General features: G+C 52.7%; 23 protein-coding genes and 1 pseudogene. 5 read left to right on the top strand and 19 right to left on the bottom strand.

What is annotated here, in order from left to right:
• The first annotated feature begins 23 nt into the window (after positions 1 to 23).
• On the top strand, positions 24 to 455 hold the full coding sequence (locus I5P96_RS05465) for a hypothetical protein (protein WP_223383513.1): 432 nt from the start codon (positions 24 to 26) through the stop codon (positions 453 to 455).
• Here the strand turns inward: I5P96_RS05465 and I5P96_RS05460 are convergent.
• From I5P96_RS05460 to I5P96_RS05425, 9 genes and pseudogenes are all read right to left on the bottom strand, one after another.
• Positions 377 to 904 carry an isochorismatase family protein gene (locus I5P96_RS05460; protein WP_156057662.1) on the bottom strand — a complete coding sequence of 176 codons (528 nt, stop codon included), beginning with the start codon at positions 902 to 904 and terminating at the stop codon, positions 377 to 379. The genes I5P96_RS05465 and I5P96_RS05460 overlap by 79 nt on opposite strands.
• A gap of 184 nt (positions 905 to 1,088) precedes the next feature.
• Positions 1,089 to 1,478 carry a C-GCAxxG-C-C family protein gene (locus I5P96_RS05455; protein ID WP_223383512.1) on the bottom strand — a complete coding sequence of 130 codons (390 nt, stop codon included), beginning with the start codon at positions 1,476 to 1,478 and terminating at the stop codon, positions 1,089 to 1,091.
• A 32-nt stretch (positions 1,479 to 1,510) separates the two neighbouring features.
• Entirely contained in the window at positions 1,511 to 2,137 is a 627-nt protein-coding gene (locus I5P96_RS05450; protein ID WP_223383511.1) for an alpha/beta fold hydrolase, read from the bottom strand.
• 48 nt (positions 2,138 to 2,185) lie between these two features.
• Positions 2,186 to 2,317: a hypothetical protein gene (locus tag I5P96_RS14195; protein WP_263286906.1), complete on the bottom strand. Its 132-nt coding sequence runs from the start codon at positions 2,315 to 2,317 to the stop codon at positions 2,186 to 2,188.
• Positions 2,318 to 2,375: 58 nt separating this feature from the next.
• Entirely contained in the window at positions 2,376 to 2,957 is a 582-nt protein-coding gene (locus I5P96_RS05445; protein ID WP_117950083.1) for a methyltransferase family protein, read from the bottom strand.
• Positions 2,958 to 3,041: 84 nt separating this feature from the next.
• Positions 3,042 to 3,218: a hypothetical protein gene (locus tag I5P96_RS05440; protein ID WP_223383776.1), complete on the bottom strand. Its 177-nt coding sequence runs from the start codon at positions 3,216 to 3,218 to the stop codon at positions 3,042 to 3,044.
• Positions 3,219 to 3,256: 38 nt separating this feature from the next.
• Positions 3,257 to 3,376, bottom strand: a pseudogene (locus I5P96_RS05435) (pentapeptide repeat-containing protein); the annotation flags it as partial.
• 12 nt (positions 3,377 to 3,388) lie between these two features.
• Positions 3,389 to 3,838 carry a low molecular weight protein-tyrosine-phosphatase gene (locus I5P96_RS05430; RefSeq protein WP_223383510.1) on the bottom strand — a complete coding sequence of 150 codons (450 nt, stop codon included), beginning with the start codon at positions 3,836 to 3,838 and terminating at the stop codon, positions 3,389 to 3,391.
• Between the two features lie 130 nt (positions 3,839 to 3,968).
• Positions 3,969 to 4,487 (bottom strand): ClbS/DfsB family four-helix bundle protein, encoded by a 519-nt coding sequence (locus I5P96_RS05425; protein WP_223383509.1) that lies wholly within the window; start codon positions 4,485 to 4,487, stop codon positions 3,969 to 3,971.
• A gap of 248 nt (positions 4,488 to 4,735) precedes the next feature.
• On the opposite strand from I5P96_RS05425, the gene I5P96_RS05420 reads away from it, so the two are divergent.
• From I5P96_RS05420 to I5P96_RS05405, 4 genes are read left to right on the top strand one after another with little or no spacing between them, the layout of a single operon-like run.
• Positions 4,736 to 5,299: a TetR/AcrR family transcriptional regulator gene (locus I5P96_RS05420; protein ID WP_055191230.1), complete on the top strand. Its 564-nt coding sequence runs from the start codon at positions 4,736 to 4,738 to the stop codon at positions 5,297 to 5,299.
• Complete coding sequence (locus I5P96_RS05415; protein ID WP_223383508.1) at positions 5,296 to 7,677, top strand: glycoside hydrolase family 2 protein; 2,382 nt, start codon at positions 5,296 to 5,298, stop codon at positions 7,675 to 7,677. The genes I5P96_RS05420 and I5P96_RS05415 overlap by 4 nt, the downstream gene beginning before the upstream one ends.
• Positions 7,668 to 9,053 carry a glycoside-pentoside-hexuronide (GPH):cation symporter gene (locus I5P96_RS05410; protein ID WP_223383507.1) on the top strand — a complete coding sequence of 462 codons (1,386 nt, stop codon included), beginning with the start codon at positions 7,668 to 7,670 and terminating at the stop codon, positions 9,051 to 9,053. Before I5P96_RS05415 ends, I5P96_RS05410 begins: the two co-directional genes overlap by 10 nt.
• Positions 9,046 to 10,647, top strand: coding sequence for a glycoside hydrolase family 36 protein (locus tag I5P96_RS05405; protein WP_223383506.1), 1,602 nt, complete (start codon positions 9,046 to 9,048; stop codon positions 10,645 to 10,647). Before I5P96_RS05410 ends, I5P96_RS05405 begins: the two co-directional genes overlap by 8 nt.
• A 241-nt stretch (positions 10,648 to 10,888) precedes the next feature.
• Here the strand turns inward: I5P96_RS05405 and I5P96_RS05400 are convergent, their stop codons facing one another.
• From I5P96_RS05400 to I5P96_RS05355, 10 genes are all read right to left on the bottom strand, one after another.
• Positions 10,889 to 11,332 carry a GNAT family N-acetyltransferase gene (locus tag I5P96_RS05400; RefSeq protein WP_223383505.1) on the bottom strand — a complete coding sequence of 148 codons (444 nt, stop codon included), beginning with the start codon at positions 11,330 to 11,332 and terminating at the stop codon, positions 10,889 to 10,891.
• Positions 11,333 to 11,423: 91 nt separating this feature from the next.
• A complete protein-coding gene (locus tag I5P96_RS05395) occupies positions 11,424 to 12,347 on the bottom strand; it encodes a radical SAM mobile pair protein B (RefSeq protein WP_223383504.1) in 924 nt (307 codons plus the stop codon).
• Entirely contained in the window at positions 12,332 to 13,024 is a 693-nt protein-coding gene (locus I5P96_RS05390) for a radical SAM mobile pair protein A (protein ID WP_223383730.1), read from the bottom strand. Before I5P96_RS05390 ends, I5P96_RS05395 begins: the two co-directional genes overlap by 16 nt.
• Positions 13,021 to 13,458 carry a radical SAM mobile pair system MarR family transcriptional regulator gene (locus I5P96_RS05385; RefSeq protein ID WP_223383503.1) on the bottom strand — a complete coding sequence of 146 codons (438 nt, stop codon included), beginning with the start codon at positions 13,456 to 13,458 and terminating at the stop codon, positions 13,021 to 13,023. The genes I5P96_RS05390 and I5P96_RS05385 overlap by 4 nt, the downstream gene beginning before the upstream one ends.
• Positions 13,459 to 13,701: 243 nt before the next feature.
• Positions 13,702 to 14,367 (bottom strand): DNA/RNA nuclease SfsA, encoded by a 666-nt coding sequence (gene sfsA / locus I5P96_RS05380; protein ID WP_223383502.1) that lies wholly within the window; start codon positions 14,365 to 14,367, stop codon positions 13,702 to 13,704.
• A gap of 269 nt (positions 14,368 to 14,636) precedes the next feature.
• A complete protein-coding gene (locus tag I5P96_RS05375) occupies positions 14,637 to 15,014 on the bottom strand; it encodes a desulfoferrodoxin family protein (protein ID WP_223383501.1) in 378 nt (125 codons plus the stop codon).
• Positions 15,015 to 15,115: 101 nt separating this feature from the next.
• Positions 15,116 to 15,841 carry a MerR family transcriptional regulator gene (locus I5P96_RS05370; RefSeq protein WP_223383500.1) on the bottom strand — a complete coding sequence of 242 codons (726 nt, stop codon included), beginning with the start codon at positions 15,839 to 15,841 and terminating at the stop codon, positions 15,116 to 15,118.
• Positions 15,842 to 15,958: 117 nt separating this feature from the next.
• On the bottom strand, positions 15,959 to 16,174 hold the full coding sequence (locus tag I5P96_RS05365; protein WP_223383499.1) for an HFLK protein: 216 nt from the start codon (positions 16,172 to 16,174) through the stop codon (positions 15,959 to 15,961).
• Positions 16,175 to 16,264: 90 nt separating this feature from the next.
• A complete protein-coding gene (locus tag I5P96_RS05360) occupies positions 16,265 to 16,768 on the bottom strand; it encodes a hypothetical protein (RefSeq protein ID WP_223383498.1) in 504 nt (167 codons plus the stop codon).
• Positions 16,749 to 18,254: a DNA methylase gene (locus I5P96_RS05355; protein ID WP_223383497.1), complete on the bottom strand. Its 1,506-nt coding sequence runs from the start codon at positions 18,252 to 18,254 to the stop codon at positions 16,749 to 16,751. The genes I5P96_RS05360 and I5P96_RS05355 overlap by 20 nt, the downstream gene beginning before the upstream one ends.
• Positions 18,255 to 18,277: the final 23 nt, after the last annotated feature.

Genomic DNA, 18,277 nt, shown 5'->3' with positions numbered 1-18,277 from the left:
CTCCGGCAAAAAGGTCAAGGGCTTTGCGGTACTATAAGCTCAGTGAGACCCCTGCCTACTACATCACCGCATGGTATAACCTGCTGAGCGGCAAGTGGGAGTTTGGCAAGGTCCACGCCACCGAGACCACCGTAGAGGGCACCACTGTGGAGCTGAATACCAACGGTCACCATGCCACCTACGAGATGAAAATCTCCGGTTTTGATCTGGACTACAAGGCCAACAAGGTCTACGGCGTAGTTCTGACCACCGCCGATGGCAGTGAGTACGGCCTGCATCATGTGACCAATTTATTGAATTTACTGCAACATAATCTTGAAGTTTATGTAATGTATTTCGGTAACAAAGGTATTCAGCAAAGACCGTTTACGCTATATCATTTTTTGAGTAATTCCAATGCCCTGTCCATTGGTACGCAGTCTGCATATCGTTCAGGCCAGAGAAATTCATTATAGTAATGGTAAGCCTGTTCCCTAGTCATGTACTCATTGTCCTGCGTAGAATTTGCATAGGCAGGAACAATCATGTGTAAGCCATGCTCAAAACCAGCCTCTACCGTGGCATTGATACAGAAATCAGTCATAATGCCACAAATCATCACGTCTTTTTCTTCCTTTGCAGTCAGATACTCAAGCAGACCACTCTCTTTTTTGAACGCACTGCATACGGACTTGATAAACCGTTTTTCATCAGGCATCGGTTGAAACTCGGAATAAACCTCAAACTCATCATCCCCGATAGAGAATCCGGTATCAGGTCCATCATCATGCTGTACATAAATAACTTCTATGCCTTGTTCTCGAGCTGCTCCAATCAGCTTTTTGATATTACCAACAAACTTTCTGAACTCATATAAGCGTTCATCCACGATACCATTCTGTGCATCTACAACCAATAAAACCATGAATAATCTCTCCTTTTTGAGCTTTTTGCTTTGATTCAAATAAACTAAATTCGTATATTATAATAGAGCGTAACTTCTGCTTCATACACCGATTCGGTATGAGCATCAAATAGCACCCATTCCATATCGGTCCCACAGTATGTATCACATAATGCCGTGGCAAACAAACAAGATCTTCTTCATCTTACTCTCCCAGCACCTCGCCCAGTGCCAGAACAGCGTTGCGGACGCACTCCGGGCACGGGCACAGCGGTGCGCCGTTCTCCATCCCCTTCAGATCCTTGCAGATGGTAGCACCGCACTTTTCCTGAAAATTTTGCAGCAGTTCCTTGGAAATGCGGGGTGTGCCCTTGCCGTCGGTGACGATGCCCGCCACCATCACAGCGCCAATCAGTGCGCCGCAGGTGCTCTCCATGCAGCCCATGCCGGCGGCATAGCCTGCGCCCAGCTTCATCAGGGTGTCGGCATCCACCGGCAGCTTATCCTCAAACGCCTTCATCACCGCCTGTGCACAGTTGCACTGTCCAGTAGCTTTCCATGCAGCAGCCTGTGCCGCCCGTTCTTCGATGTTCATTTCACAGTCCTCTTTCTTTGATGAATCGTAGTTTATTCGACATTATCATAAAATTCCTGTAACACTGTTGCCAATTCCTCCGGAGATTCTATATTTGCTTCATGACCTGCTTTCAGAAGTTCATGGAAGTGGGAATCGCTCAAATAACTGGCAAGTTCCTTTGAGGCTTTTTTGTTTGCGTTGTCCTTTTCCCCACAAACGATCAATGCCGGACAGGACACCTTACATAATGAATCTTTGAAATCCAATTCTGCCATCGTGCCGCACAAGCTGATCACATCAGCTTTTTTGAGGCCAAATTGCTTGAACGTTGCATTTGGCATCAAGCGGAACAGCATATTCTGGAATTTCAATAATTTTTTAGGCATTTTGTATTGTGCCGCAATTAACACAAGCGCCTTTACATTATCCGGATGGTCTATCGCATAATTAAGTGCTAGAACAGCACCCAAGGAAAGCCCGCACAAGACGATTTCATCATGTTCCTTATCACACTCTCCTGAAAATGCAGCATACAGTTCCCCATAAGTGGCCGCTTTGTCCTCCAGCATCTCTGCCAAACTCAAGCAGACGCTGCTGTCTGAGACCTTCGTTTCTTTTATTACTCTGTCCCAACTGTCTGGTTTTTGTCCCAACCCATGCAAGTATAAAAACTTCATCTAATTTCCGCTCTCCTTCAGGCGTCCTGCTGCTTCCTTTCCAGCGCTTCAAAGTGATACCGGGGCAGTATCCCCTGCCTTGATGCAGGCATTCAGGTCGTAAAGCGGCATATCCAGCCCTTCGGCAATGCGCCGTGCCAGATACCGGCTGTTGCCAGTTCCCGAAAAATATAGTACCATGGCAATTTCCTCGTTTTTGCATGTTTTTTAGATGTCTGTCTGCCCGGCAAACTGGAATTTATCTTTTTCTTCCTAAATATCGGCATACTTTTGATTTGTATTGCAGGTACTCATTTCCGAATGCTTCTATCAAAAAATCTTCCTCTACATTGACTATCTGTAAATGAAAAAATACCACTGCAAAACCTGTTGCAAAGCAAAGGAACCAATTAAAGAACGAAAACAATATTCCTATATACATTAAATCAAAACCCAAAAATGCAGGATTTCTGCTAATAGAATAGATTCCCGTTGTTACCAAATTGGTCTTTTCTTCTTTTTGCACACCTGCTCTCCAATTCTCCTTCATCTGTGTAACAGAAACAATAAAAGCAAGTACACCGAACATTGTTATTACAACTCCTGTAAATTGTAACACAATATGTGCTGTTCCCGAATAAAACACAATACTGATAATCTGTATTACAGGAAGCAAATATGTGATTATTTTAAGAGCTACTTCTATAAATTTGACAAATCCCTCTTTTCCTTTTCCTAATTGGTCTGTCTTTATGCCTTGCTTTTTCTGACTAATCAGCTTTGCAAAATAGCAGATGTAGAACACTGCCATCAGTGAAATTGTAACAATTTTTATTATCATCGTGTACCTCCAAATTCCGAGTTGTCGCTCTCCGTATGCCATAGTCTCCGCACGCAAAAAAGCCTTTTGCGGCAAGGTGTGTGCTTACACCTCGCCCGCAAACTTCATGCCCCAGCTCATGCGGGTGTCGTACATCAGGCGGGTCAGCGCAAGGCGGCTGTAATCGTCGGTGCCGTACTCGTTGATGTGCACCTCTTTGGTTTCCACCTTCTCCGGGTCCTGTCCGGTGAGGATGCGCTCCGCAGCCCGGTGATCTCGCACCGCACGAACCGGCACTCGTTCAGGGTGGTGTGGTCCAGCTCACATTTTGTAAAGGAGCAGTCCACAAATAGGCAGTCTGCAAAATCGCAGCGCTCAAAGATTTCCCCGGCAAACGACAGGCCGGTAAACCGTTCGCCTTCGCAGTAACGTTCCGTCATACTTTTCCCCTTTTATCGCAGTTCTTCCAGCAGGGCGGTGCAGCCCTCCAGCACATCCTGCCAGGTGGCTTCAAAATCCCCGGTGTACCACGGGTCTGCCACATCGCCGGGGCGGCGGGTGTGGTCCATCAGCAGCGACACCTTGTGATCGGGGTCGCTGCCCACAAAGCAGGTCATGTTCCGCAGGTTGTTGTGGTCCATGGCAATGAGATAGTCGTAGCTCTCATAGTCCCGCCGGGTCATCTGCCGGGCGGTTTTGCCATCACAGGAAATGCCGTGCTCTGCCAGCTTGCGCCGGGCAGGCGGATAGACCAGGTTGCCGATCTCCTCGGTGCTGGTGGCTGCCGAGGCAATTTCAAACTGCCCGGAAAGCCCCGCCTTTTCCACTAAGTCCTTCATCACAAATTCCGCCATGGGGCTGCGGCAGATATTGCCGTGGCAGATAAAAAGCACTTTTATCATAATCTCTATATTCCTCCATAAGTTTCTGCAAATTTCTGTTTTTCAGCGCAGCTTCTATGCTTTTTCTTAATACCTGATCCTAAAATAATCCAGATACGCTTTATATTTATCCTGTGCAGCAATGCGGAGATCACAGCGCAAGCTTTTTCCATTTCCGGATCTTAGTCCGAAAGGTCCCGAAGGGAGCGACCGTGTTGACGTGAATGAACTTGTACACCTCCCACACCGCTGTTTTCGTGGCATCATCCGCCCATTTTCTCTTATGCGGCTGGAACAGCTCCTCCTCGCTCATGGCATCGATCATTGCATTGAGCCGATCCATATTCTCCTTCAATCGGGCTTTCAGCTCCTGCAGGGATAACGGTGCATAAGTATCCGTGAACCACTGATACAATCCGCCCAGTTGATTCCATTTGAAGTCCTCCGACGGCGTTTTTACCGGTAGACCGTTTCGTTCATCCGTTTCCCATTTCAAAACCAGTGTCGTCCAGCCCACCTGATACGCAAGGTTTTCTGCCGGTGTCCGGTCCACCTCCTCGACCCGTTTATCCTTTAAGGCTTCGGGGATGTCATCAAACTCTGAAATATACTTCTCGAATGCTTTATTGATCTCAGCCTTGAGCTCTTCCTTGTTGTTGTATGTTCTCAAAAAAACACCTCCGGAATTCCATATCGCTGCACCCAGTATACCATGCCTTCTCCCCACTGAAAAGCTTTCGCACGCAAAAAAACCGGCAGCTTTCAAAGCACGCCGGGGTTCTTTTTGTCATTCTGCTGCAAAATGTCTGCACTTTCTTGGCAGAACGCAGAAAATGCGGAAACTGCTTGATTTAGTTCGGTTTCCGCACTAGAATGGAAACCAGAAAAGCAAGCACAGTTTCCACAAGGAGGACGCTCATGCAGGAAAAGCTCGATGCGCTGGTGCGCACGCAGGCCATGCAGTTATTCCGTCAACAGGGGCTGCATTTCACCATGCAGCAGGTAGCAGAGCCGCTGCACATCAGCAAAAAGACCATCTACACCGTTTACCCCTCCAAGGAGGCGCTTTTGCTGGATATGGTAGACCATGCCTTTGCGGAGATCCACCACTGCAAGCAGAAAATTCTGGCGGGCAGCGGCACTTTGCAGGAGAAGCTGCGGGCAGTCATCATTGCCATGCCGACGGAATATGCTGCGCTGGACCTGCGGCAGATGAAGGAGCTGGACGAGAAATATCCGGTGGTGGCGGCGCGGGTGCGCAGTCAATTGGAAAACGGGTGGGAACCCACCATGGCGCTGCTGGAGCAGGCTGTGGCTGAAGGGGTCATGCGTCCGGTGTCCCTGCCGGTGCTGCGGCAGATGATCACCGCGTCCATCGAGAGCTTTCTGGCAGACCGCAGTCTGGCAGAAAGCGGGGTGCAGTATGTGGCTGTACTGGAGGAAATGATCTCGATTTTACTGGAAGGAGTGCTGCCGCGATGAAACACAGTTTTTGCGAGGATTGGGAGTTTACACGACACTGGACAGAAGCCTTTGGCAAGGGGCTGCCTGTACCAAAACAACAAGCCGTTCGCTTGCCCCATACCTGCCGGGAGGTGCCGCTGCACTATGCCTCGCCTGCCGATTACGAGATGGTCTGCGGCTACCGCAAACGGTTCCGGGTGCCGCCGGTACAGGCTGCGCCCCGGCTGTTCCTCCGCTTTGACGGAGCCGCCCATCAGGCGGTGGTGCGGGTCAACGGCAGGGTTGCCGGGCAGCACCGGGGCGGCTATACCGGCTTTACGGTGGAGATCACCGACCTTGTGGACCGGGAGGGTGAAAATCTGTTGACCGTGCAATTGGATACCCGTGAAGACCCGGCCATTCCACCCTTTGGCTTTGTCATCGACTACCTGACCTACGGCGGGCTGTACCGGGAGGTCTGGCTGGAAGCTACGGCAGAGAGCCGCCTGACCGATCTGTTCGTCTACACGCCCACCCTGCGAGAGGCTGTGGTGCAGTGGACGGCAGAGCTTGCGCCCGCAGCCGTAGCGGTCCGCATCCGGCTGGAGACCGCAGACGGCACCCTGCTGGCAGAGCAGACCGCACAGGCGGCAGAAACCGGGAAGATGCAGCTTTCCGTCCCGGACGCACAGCCGTGGGATACCGAGCACCCAGTACTACATCATGCCGTGGCAGAGCTTTTGAACGCAGCCGGACAGCCCATCGACCGAAAACAGGTGACGTTTGGCTTCCGCACCGCAGAGTTCCGGGCGGATGGCTTTTACCTCAACGGAAAAAAGACCTTCCTGCGGGGGTTGAACCGACACCAGAGCTACCCCTACATCGGCTACGCCGCACCGGAAAGCCTACAGCGGGAGGATGCCCGCATTTTGCGGGAGGAACTGCACTGCACCGCCGTGCGCACCAGCCACTACCCCCAAAGTCCGTATTTTCTGGATGAGTGCGACCGGCGGGGTCTGCTGGTATTCACCGAGCTGCCGGGCTGGCAGCACATCGGGGATGACAACTGGAAGGACGCCGCCTGCGAGATGCTGCGAGAGATGCTCCTGCAAAACCGCAGCCACCCCAGCATCATCCTGTGGGGCGTACGCATCAACGAAAGCGTGGACGACGATGCCTTCTACACCCGCACCAATCAAATTGCCCATCAGCTGGACCCAAGCCGCGCCACCTCCGGCGTGCGGTATCTGGAAAAGAGCCATCTGCTGGAGGATGTCTATGCCTACAACGATTTTTCCCACAACGGCGTAACGCCCGGCGCAAAGCCCAAAAAGGACGTGACCCCGGATATGGGCAAGGCGCTGCTCATCTCGGAGTGCAACGGTCACATGTACCCCACAAAAGCCTTTGACGATGGTCCCCACCGGCAGGAGCACGCCCTGCGGCATGTCCGGGTGCAGAACGCCGCCTATGCCAGCGGGGAACACGCCGGGTGCTTCGGCTGGTGTATGTTCGACTACCAGACCCATAAGGATTTCGGCTCCGGCGACCGCATCTGCTACCACGGGGTGCTGGACAGCTTCCGCAACCCCAAATTGGCGGCAGCAGTCTATGCCAGTCAGGGTGACGCTGACCCGGTGCTGGCGGTCAGCTCCTCCATGGACATCGGCGATAACCCCGCCGGACAGCTGGGCACAGCCTATGTTTTCAGCAATGCCCAGCAGGTAAAGCTATACAAAAACGATGTGTTCGTCACCGCCCTGCGCCGCAGCGAGTGGACAGCCCTACCGCATCCGCCCTTTGTGATGGACGATCCCATTGGCGAGCTGCTGGAAACGCAGGAGCATTTTTCGCCGTCCAAAGCGGCCGCTGTGCGGGACTGCCTGCTGGCTGCCGGGAAATACGGCTTGGCGGGGCTGCCGCTTGCCTACAAGGTTAAATTCGGCTGGTGTATGCTGCACTACAAAATGACCTTTGAGGATGGCGTAGCCCTCTACGGCAGGTACGTCGGCAACTGGGGCGGCGAGGCTACCCGCTGGCGGTTCGATGCTGTACAGGACGGCAATGTGGTGCGCAGCGTGACCCTTTGCCCCAGTGCAAAGCTGCACTTGGAAGTTAAGGTCAGCCGGACGGCTCTTCGGGAAAAAAACACTTACGATATGGCGGCTGTCCGGGTGCGCATTCTGGACGAGAACGGCACCCCAGCCCCCTATGCACAGTTCCCGGTGCAGTTTGCGGTGGAGGGCAGCGCCGCCCTTGTGGGTCCACAGACCGCCGTTGCCGAGGGCGGCATGACCGGAACCTATCTGCGCACCGTGGGCACTGCCGGAGAAGCCCTGCTGACTGTTTCTGCACCGCAGACCCAGCCCGTTGTGCTGCGGTTTACCATTGAAAAGGAGGACGCTGTATGGAACTGACCCTGAAACAGAAAACCGCATTTGGTATTGGTGCCGTGGGCAAGGATATGGTATATGCCCTGTCGGCTTCTTACGTCATGTATTATTATCAGGATGTGCTGGGGCTTTCGGCCAGCTTTGTGGGCGTCGTGCTCATGGCTGCCCGGTTCTTTGATGCCTTCAACGACCCCTTCATGGGGGTTCTGGTGGCAAAGACCCGCACCCGCTGGGGGCGGTTCCGTCCGTGGATCTTTTCCGGCACGCTGCTCAATGCGCTGGTACTCTACGCCCTGTTTGCCGCCCCGGTGCTGGACGAAGCAGCGCTGATGGTCTACTTCAGCGTGGTGTACATCCTGTGGGGCGTTACCTATACCATGATGGATATCCCCTACTGGTCCATGATCCCGGCCGTGACCCGCACCCCAAAAGACCGGGAGAACCTCTCCATGGTGGGCCGTACCTGTGCAGGCGTTGGCTCTGCCCTGATTGCCATGTTCACCATGCTGCTGGTGGGCATCCTTGGCGGCGACAGCGAGCGCGCCGGCTTCCGCTGGGTGGCATTGATCGTAGCGGTAATTTTTGCAGTGACAGAGCTGGTGTGCTGCATTTCCATGAAAGAAACTACCCCCAGTGAGATGAAGACCGCCACCGTAAAGGAGATGTTCTCCGCCCTGTTCCGCAACGATCAGGCTATGGTCGTGGTGGGCAGCATCGTGCTGATCAACTCGGCACTGTATCTGACCTCCAACTTTATCATCTATTTCTTCAAATATGACTTTGGCGGCGAGGGCTGGAAGGCCACCTACACTCTGTTTTCCACCGTGGGCGGTGCGGCGCAGATCCTTGGCATGATGGTGCTTTACCCCTTGCTGCGCAAAAAGTTCAGCAGCACGCAGGTATTCCATCTGAGCCTTGTGCTGGCGCTGTGCGGCTACGCCACCCTGCTGGTGTTCTGCCTGACCGGCCTGTCCCATAGCCTTGCGCTGCTGTGCATTCCGGGCGTGGTGGTGTTCGCCTGCAACGGAATGTTGACCGTGCTGACCACCCTGTTCCTTTCTAACAGCGTGGATTACGGTCAGCTCAAGACCGGACGCCGGGAGGAGAGCGTGATCTTTTCCATGCAGACCTTTGTGGTCAAGGCAGCCTCCGGCGTGGCGGTATTCCTGACCGGCATCGGGCTGGACCTCATCGGTCTTGTGGGCAACACGGAGGAGACCGGCCCGGTGGCAGTACAAAGCGCCGGAACCCTGCTGGGTCTGCGCCTGATGATGACCGTTCTGCCCATGCTGGTGCTGGCTGGTGCGCTGGTGCTGTTCCGCCGCAAGTTTGTTCTGACCGATGCCCGCGCTGCCGAGATCAGCGCACAGCTCCACGGGGAGGAAACGCACCATGACTGAAATGCTGCACTGGTACGCGGAAACTTCCGGCGGCGTACAGACAGGCAACTGCACGGTCACGGAGAATGGCGGTGCGCTGCATCTGACGGCAGACCTGCCCGCCGGGACGCTGAAGGCGGTGCGTGCCACGCTGCCGTGGACGATGGAAGCAGACGAGCGTCTGTTCATGAACGGCTACCAGACATGGACCTACAGCCCGGAGCTGGACCGGAACGGCAAGCTGCGCGGCACCGACCACATCCCCGGCTTTCTGCGCAAGAAATACGCCTTTGACCGCTACGGCGATTATCATTTTGCGCCTTATGGGCATCAAAAGGGGCAGAGCCACGGCTTTTCCTACTGCTATTTCCGCAAGGGCAAGCAGTTTCGGCTGGTCGCATCGCTGGACGAGAAGCCGGGCTACACCATCCTCCGCTACGACAGCGGCAACGCCCTGCTGACGCTGGAGCGGGATTGCGCCGGGGTGGAGCATCCCGGCGGCAGTTTCCCACTCCTTGACCTGTTTTTTGCCGAGGGCGGCGAGACCGAGGTGTTCGACGGCTGGTTTCAGGCTATGGGCATCAAGCCCCGGACTGAAAAGAAGCTGGCAGGCTATTCCAGTTGGTACAACCGCTATCAGGACATCACCGAGGACACCATCCGGGAGGATCTGACCGGATGTCGCAGCCTGCTTTGTCTGGGAGACCTGTTCCAGATCGACGATGGCTGGGAGCCGAAGGTAGGCGACTGGCTGGAAACGGATGCACAGAAATTCCCCCACGGGTTGAAAGGCATGGTGGAGGAAATTCACGCCGCCGGATTTCAGGCTGGGCTATGGCTTGCACCCTTTGTGTGCGAAAAGGACTCTGCCCTTTTCCTTCAGCACCCGGACTGGCTGCTGAAGGTGAACGGTGCACCGTGGTGCTGCGGCTGCAACTGGAGCGGCTTTTATGCGCTGGACATCGACAACCCGGCCGTGCTGGATTATCTGCGCCGGGTATTTGACCGGGTGCTGAACGACTGGGGCTTCGACCTTGTCAAGCTGGATTTTCTGTACGGTGCTGCCCCCTTTGGCAACGCCCGCGAGAGCCGGGCAGCCCGGATGTACCGTGCTATGGAGCTTTTGCGCACATGGTGCGGGCAAAAGCAGATTCTCGGCTGCGGCGTACCGGTGATGCCGGCTTTCGGGCTGGTGGATTACTGCCGTGTCAGCTGTGACGTAGGGCTGGACTGGGACGATGTGTGGTATATGCGCCTGTTCCACCGGGAGCGGGTGTCCACAAAGCAGGCGCTCAACAACACGCTATTCCGGCGGCAGCTCAATGGCCGTGCCTATGGCAGCGACCCGGATGTGTTCTTCCTCCGGGAGGAAAACTGCAAGTTGACGGCAGAGCAAAAACGCACCCTTGCCACGGTCAACGCCCTGCTGGGCAATGTGTTCCTTACCTCGGATATGCCGTCCCGCTACACGGATGCGCAGCGGGCAGAGTACCGCCGTCTGCGCACCCTCTTTGAGCACGCCACCCAGGTGCAGGCAGAAGCGGAAAACGACCGTCTCTATATCCGGTATCTGCTGGACGGAACACCGCAAAAATTATGTTTTACCCCCTTCTGACGGCATGAACAAACCCCAACAAAACAGCACCCGCCCGTGTACTGTGCTTTGCACACAGCTCTGGCAAGGAGCAGGCTGCAAAAGACCGGAGTGCCGCATCAGAGACAGCGTTTTACCCCCATGCAGGAAGGTCCATCGTGGCCTTTCCCTCACAGCCAACAAGCCAGACGGCGATTCATCTCACCGCCCGGCTTGTTTTGTACCGCAGCAAAAGCTCTGTACCCGTGTGGTAAACTGGAAGTTATATATGTCTTTGCAAATATACCATATCTATTAGTTGTATACCGCCCTCATTAATTAGGTGGTCATAATTATCGGTAAAGAAATTGGGAATCTTGTGAGAACGAACAAATCCACATTTTTCATAAAATGGTATCGTCAATGGACTGTCACCTGTTCCAACTTGCAAAACAGAATATTCATCTGCATATTTACCGGCAAGAAAATCAATTAGTGCTTTGCCATAGCCCTTTCCCTGATTTTCCGGATCGACTGCGATATTCTTGATTTCAAGTATTTCATTACCTTCATCGGTGACAACACATTCAGCTTTTACATCATTGTCTTCAAGCACATACATAGTTCCTTTTTCAAGATACCGATCAACCATGCTCTCCTGTTCATCAGCTAATAACAATAATGATATAAACTGCTTTTTATTCTCATTCACTTCTCGGATTTTCATATTCATTACTCCGTCAAACTGGAATTGTTCTAAATCTTCTCGGTTGCACCTTCTTGCCCTTCGGACAAGGAGTCTCCCTCGTTCAAAGTTCTTACAAAATTTCTGTTGAACGATTTCTTTTTCCGGTATTTTCTGTCCCTCGGATTTCCTCATGATAGAAATAATCTACGATCACCGGATGTCCCTGCGGGACTCTGCCATAAGGCATTTCATTATCCACAAAGGGACAATCATACTTCTTAGCCATTTCCTCAGCTTTTACTTCAAGTGCTTCAAAGTAGCTGCGGTTATGCTTGTTATAGATCTCGTCGTAAAGTGGTACAAGATCAGGATATTTTCCGGCGATATAATCCATAATTGTCTTTTTGAAACCGCCTCGAAGATTGAGATTTTCGAGCCAGAACAGATCGCACTGATCCTTTACCCGCTCAAAGATTGCTTCAAAATTCGTGATACCGGGGAATACCGGAGATACGAAACAGACTGTACGGATACCTGCTTCATATACCTGCTTCATAGCAGCGATACGGCGCTCAATGCTAGAAGCAGAGTCCATATCGTTCTTGAAATTTTCATCTAGTGTGTTGATCGACCATGAAACGGTTACTCGTCCAAGCTTCTTCAGCAGATCAATATCTCGTACCACAAGATCCGACTTTGTGCAGATCAGAATATCTGCGTCACTGCCGATCAGCTGCTCCAGAAGTTTTCTGGTATTCCCGAATTGCTCCTCCTGTGGATTGTAGCCATCTGTCACAGAACCGATGACCACCCGCTGTCCGGCATATTTCTTCGGATTCTTAATTTCCGGCCAATGCTTCACATCAAGGAAAGTGCCCCATTCTTCCGTGTGCCCGGTAAAGCGCTTCATAAAAGAAGCATAGCAATACTTGCAGGCATGTGTACAGCCCACATAGGGATTGACCGAGTAACCACCTACCGGCAGACTAGACTTAGTCATGATGTTCTTTGTTTCCACCTCACGAATGAGGATTCCATTTATTTCTTCTTCCATGATTTCTGTACCTCTAACACTTTATTAAATTCTTCCGGCATTTCCTGAATCATATTTTCATCCCCTATGATAGGAACAAGGTCTTCCTTCATAAACACCGGAATGCCGAGCTTATGTGCCTGGTCCGCCAGAGACCATGCCCATTCCGGCTCCGTATGAATCTTCCTGCTCTGAGCTCCGGTCATGGTGCCGACAACGATCCAATTGATTCCGGAAAGGTCAACTGTGCCGGGATCGTCGAATAACGGCTCAAAGGTAACATGGTAATGTTTTGCTCTGACATTTTCCCGTAGTGCGTCAATACGCCACAGTTCTGCTTTTCTCGTCACCGTAACACCAAACCATGCGTTTTCCAAATCTGTATCAAAATCCAGCAGATCTGGTCGCTTTGTAAGGAACAGGAACTGATGCTGTGGATTTTCACGGATTTTTTCAAATACCTCGTCTCTCCATTCTGACTTCCAGCCGGAAAGATCGCTCATACCGGTAAGAAGAAAGTTCTGCGGACGTTTCTTTTCCATCATCTTGAGCTTACCCGGAAAGAATTCAGGGTCAGCAAAGTCATCAATCATATGCCAGCGTTTCACATTATTGCGGGCATAGCAATATGCACACCCCACTGTACATCCGATGACGAGATTCATGTTTTGAATCTGATCTTTGATGCAAACACTCATGATTTCTGCCACTCCTCAAGATTCTTTCTGATACGGTCGAGGCATTCCTCAAACTGGGTAATTTCTTCCTCCGAAAAACCTTTGTAGTAAATACTGCCCATTTTATCAGATACAGAATCGTATTCGTCCTTTAAGGCATGTGCTTTTTCAGTCAGAAACAGGAGTGTTTTCCTTTTGTCCGTTTCAGACTGAACACGTCTTATCAGCCCTTGATTTTCCATTCTTTCCAGCATCGTAGTAAGAGAAGTTATCGCTAATCCACATTTAATCGAGAGTGACCTGATTGAGATTCCATCTTCCTGCCACAGTACATAAAGAATACGCCCTTGGGCTCCGTTAAACGCATCCATATTCTTTTCGCTGAGAATCTTCTCAAAGATTCGATCTCCAAGTTGTTTTATTTTGGTAACAAGAAATCCGCCATTCATTTTCACACAAAAACTCCTATATAGTATTTTATCAAATAATACTATATAGGAGTTTTACTGTCAACAGTTTGTATGTCTAAGTAGAAGTAAATTCCGATTCGTCGAGTTCAGTATACCACACTTTCTCCCTACAGAAACGTTCCTGCACGAAAAAGAGCCGCTGCGGTCAAGGATAAAAACAATCTCTGTGAGATCCTTCTTCATGATCGAACGAACGCAAACAGAGTGTTCTTTCATTCCCTCCCTTTTTTACGCTTCTCTCTGCTCCACGATTTCCAGGCTGTCCCGCCCGACATGGCAAAGCAGGAACAGCACGCTCACGCCTGCGGCTTTCGCTTCGGCCAGCGCTGTGCCAAACTCCGGCTGCGTACCAACATTCGGCCTCACCTCGGTGATGCCTTCCATCTGGATCACAAAGGCCACTGCGCACCGATACCCTGCCCGCTGTGCCTGTGCTAACTCGTGCAAGTGCTTCACGCCCCGTTCGGTGGGCGCATCCGGGAAATAACCGATACCGCCCACTTCCAGTGTGCAGCCTTTGACTTCCAGCAGGTATTTCTGTTCGCCCTTTTCCATGTAGAAGTCGATGCGGGATTTTCCGTAGGCAAACTCCGGCCGGACAAGGTCAAACTCCTGCTTTGAGAGCCATTCTCCTACCACCTTGTTGGGTGCCTGACTGTCCATATTGACCCAGCCAAGTTCCTGCTTGTGGACCGCCACAAGGTCGTATTTTGTCTTGCGTTTCGGGTTGTCCGACACTTCCAGACGCACTGCTGCACCGGGCAGCAGCAGTTCCTTGCACCGCCCGGTGTTTTTGACATGGACGGTTTCCACTGCACCGTTCACGTCCACATGGGCAATAAAACGGTTGGGACGGTCAAGAAAAATACCGTCCACGATCTCTCTGTATTTCAATGTTTACTCCATTTTCATTTTTGTCTGATCCGCCTGCGCCGTCCGGGCATCAAAGCAGCAGAAGATAACCTTCCTATCGCAGTCGGTGTGGCGTTGCAGCCAATCCGCCACGGTACAATATCCTCGTACGTTGGTTTTTTACGAGTATATTACTTCATCCTCTGCACAAGGTCAAGCAGAACATTTTCAACGCTGCATCGATCCTCTGGTTGCACGCAAAAAACAGGCTCCTGCAAGCGTTCAACCACTGGCAGGAGCCCGTTTATTTCTTACAGCTTCGTCATCCACAGACCATGCAGGTTGCAGTAGGCGTAGACCGCCACCGGCCTTTCGGTGCCCAGCTCAAATACCGCCTTGGGTGCCTGCCCGGGGGCGAGGTAGCGGAGCTGTCCACCGTTTTCGGTCTCCACAAAGAGCCACTGGATGTGGTGCACATCCACCATGGGGTGCTCCACTGCACCCACCGCAACAGTGAGGGTGCTGCCGGAAAGCCCTGCCACCGGCAGATGCTTTTCGCCGCTGGCCTCCACCGTGTTGGGGAGCAGCTCCTTCATCTTTTCGCCGCAGCAGGCCAGCGGAACGCCTGCGTTGTGGATGGTGGTGACCAGATTGCCACAGTGCTCACAGATATAAAACTTTGCTTTCATATTCAAATCCTCCATCGGAATGTTGTTGGTGTTTCCTGTGACTATATGATAACATTTCCTAGTTGGATTTTCTGTGACCGGGTCACGCAAGACAATCTTGCTTATCGGCAATAAATTTCAATGGCTTTCTGTGCGAATTCTGCAGCGCCTTCTCCCCCGGCAGCGTTAATGTTCTCCGTAAACTCGCCGCCGGCACCATACATCTGTCCAAGTTGATGCAGAATGGGCTTCGTGCAGGTATAGTAGTTTTCCGTGATAAAGTCCTGCAGCTTCTTCACCTGTGCCTGTACTGCGGGGTCTGCCGGTTCTCTGGTTTGCAGCGTTCCGAATGCCGCTACGAGCCCCATCAACTGCTCGTTGATGCTGCCAGATTCCTTCTGCGTCCGCCGGGCGTTTTTTGCCTCGAATTCCTGATACTCTGTGGTTTCGCCCCACTCTTTCTTTGCACGTTCTGCGTATTCCCTGATCTTCTGTGTGTCAAATGCGTTGAAGTCCATAACATTTCCTCCTGTTGTCCGAATCTTCTCCGCAAGAGCGATCAACTTTTCCAGATGCCGTTTTTTCAGGGTCAGCAAAGTGATCTGCTGTTCCAGTGCCTTTTCCCGATCAAATTCCGGGTTTTTCAGAATTTTTCGGATATCCTCCAGTGAAAATTCCAGTTCTCGGAATAGCAAAATCTGTTGCAATCGTTCCAGTGTAGCATCATCATACAGGCGATAGCCTGCCTGCGTTCGATGCGCCGGATGCAGCAGACCGATTTTATCGTAATATTGCAGCGTCCGAATGCTCACCCCGGTCAGATTGCTCACTTCCTTGACAGTCATCATTTCGTTTTCCTCCCTTGCGACAAGCTCAGTATACGCTATGACGCAACGTCAGGGTCAAGTGCTTTTTTAGTTTTTTCCGTCGTTTACCACAAGCAGCTCTGCACCGTGGGGATGCCCTCAGCTTCCCATGCCGAGGAGCACCAGCACGACCACCACCGCAATGGCGATGAGGCAGCCGCAGCCGCTGCCATCTCCCCCGCCACCGCCGCCATTGTTGTGGTTTCCGCCGCCACCGCCGCCAGACGAACCGCCAAAGTTGCGGTTGAAGGCCGTCATGTACTGGGCATAGCCCGTGTCGCCTTTGCCAAAGTAGCCGTAATCACCGTTTGCCATTGTATTTTCCTCCATCCGAAGTGTGTTTTGCTTCTTCTGAGGTCATTTTACCGAAAGCGATGTCCCATAAAACTCTCTTTCGGTATTTTTTCAAACGCATCCTTCCCCGATTCCCAGATACGCATCAATGTCCATGATGCCTTCCCCGCTGACCTCCACCAGATCTTCAAAGGGTACCACGGTGTCTCCCACCTGCAAAGTGCGGAACACCGGGTCGATGCGGTCTGCCTTGCCGGTCAGGGTGATGTAGTTGCCCACTGCGGGAATCTCCGGGTGGGTAGTGTCCTCCTTGAAATACCGCACCGTGATGGTCATGCCCTTGGTGACCTGCATCAGTCGATCAGACAGAGCCGACATTTCTTCCTCGGTCAGAATGCGCTTGGGCACCCGCTCGGTGCGCTGCTTTTCTGCGGCAAGCTGCTCGTCATAGCCCCGCAGCGGAGAGAAGGGCGAGAAGATCTTGGCACGGTTCTGAAGGGTCATGCGAGGGTGCTTGCGGAGGGATTCTTCGGTCTGAGGGCGCTCCATTTCCAGGATGTCCCCGTACTTTTGGGCGGTCTCCCGCCCGATTTTGCTATTTTTGTAGTTTTCCATCTGAACCTCCTGCGCTGTGACCGCCGATCTGCGCATTTCGCTGGCGCATGGTGGCGCCTTCCTCGTAGCTGCTGGCTTTCAGCACGGCGTTTTTGCCGTATTTGTTCTTGATGCCCAGCATGGCCTGCTGGAGCTTTTTCTCCTTTTCCAGCTTCTTGGTGTCGGTGAAAAAGTCCACCTGATAGATACCCTCATCCGGCGTGACCTTGTTGGCGTTGAGGGTAATGCGCCGCACCGTCAGCGCCGGGTCGGTGATGCGCTCAAACAGCTTTGCGCTTTCGTTGATGAGGGTGCTGCCCAGATTGGTGGGGACATCAAACCGAACCGTGCCGTGGGCTGCCTTGGGGAGGATCCTGCCGTAGCGGTCGGTCTGGGTCAGACCACGATAGCCGCCGTTGTCCACGTTCTCCCGATCGTAGCCTACCTCTAAAGTCAGGGATTCCGTCACCAGTTTCTTTTCGGTGAGCCGGAACATCAGAATCTCTGCCATCTCCCGAACGATAAGCTTGGCTTTGTCGTTGGGGTAGGGGCAGGTCAGCACCTGTCCCTCGCTGATGCTGTTGGTGCTGGACTTGTAACTTTTGATCTGCTCCATGCCACATGGCTCATAGCCCCATGCGTGGTCAATGAGAATTTCCGCATCCACGCCAAAAATTTCATACAGACGATCTTCTCCATGGATGGAAAACCGTGCCAAATCCCCCATCGTATAAATGCCGTGGGCTTCCAGCCGTTTGACGGTACCAGGGCCGGTCATCCAGAAATCCGTCAGCGGGCGATGGTTCCACAGCAGATACCGATAGGACTGCTCGTCCAGCTCTGCAATGCGGACGCCGTCCTTGTCCGCCGGGATGTGTTTTGCCACAATGTCCATGGCCAGCTTTGCAAGGTAGAGGTTGGTGCCGATGCCTGCCGTTGCGGTGATGCCGGTGTTGGTCAGCACCTCCCGCACCATGGTCATGGCAAGTTCATGGGCGCTCATGTGATAATAAGGCAGATAGCCTGTCACATCAATAAAAACCTCGTCGATGGAGTAGGGGTAGATATCCGCCGGGGACACATATTTGAGGTAGGTCTTGTAGATCTGGGTGGACACGTCCAGATATCGCTGCATCCGGGGCGGCGCAACGATGTAGCTCAGCCCCAGCGTCGGGTCTGCGTTCAGGGCATTGGCATCGAAAGAGGTGCGGGCAAAGTGGTACTTGCCATCCTCTCCCCGGACTGCCTTTTTCTGCCGGATGGCAGTTTGCAACCGCTGGGCGTTGACCTCCCGGACACGCTGAACGGCTTCAAACAGCCGTGCTCTGCCGGGGATCTTGTAGGCTTTTAAGGAGGGCGACACCGCAAGGCAGATGGTTTTTTCAGTGCGGGAGGCATCCGCCACCACCAGATTGGTGGTCAGGGGATCCAGATGGCGGTCCACGCACTCCACCGAGGCATAGAAACTTTTCAGGTCGATTGCCAGATAGGTGCGCTGCGCTGCCATGATTCAGCCCTCCTTTGCAAAAT

Origin of the sequence: Faecalibacterium prausnitzii (assembly GCF_019967995.1) — a bacterium.
Classification (GTDB): domain Bacteria; phylum Bacillota; class Clostridia; order Oscillospirales; family Ruminococcaceae; genus Faecalibacterium; species Faecalibacterium prausnitzii_E.
Note: the sequence above shows the minus strand (reverse complement) of the source record. Positions and strands in the feature narration are given on the sequence as shown.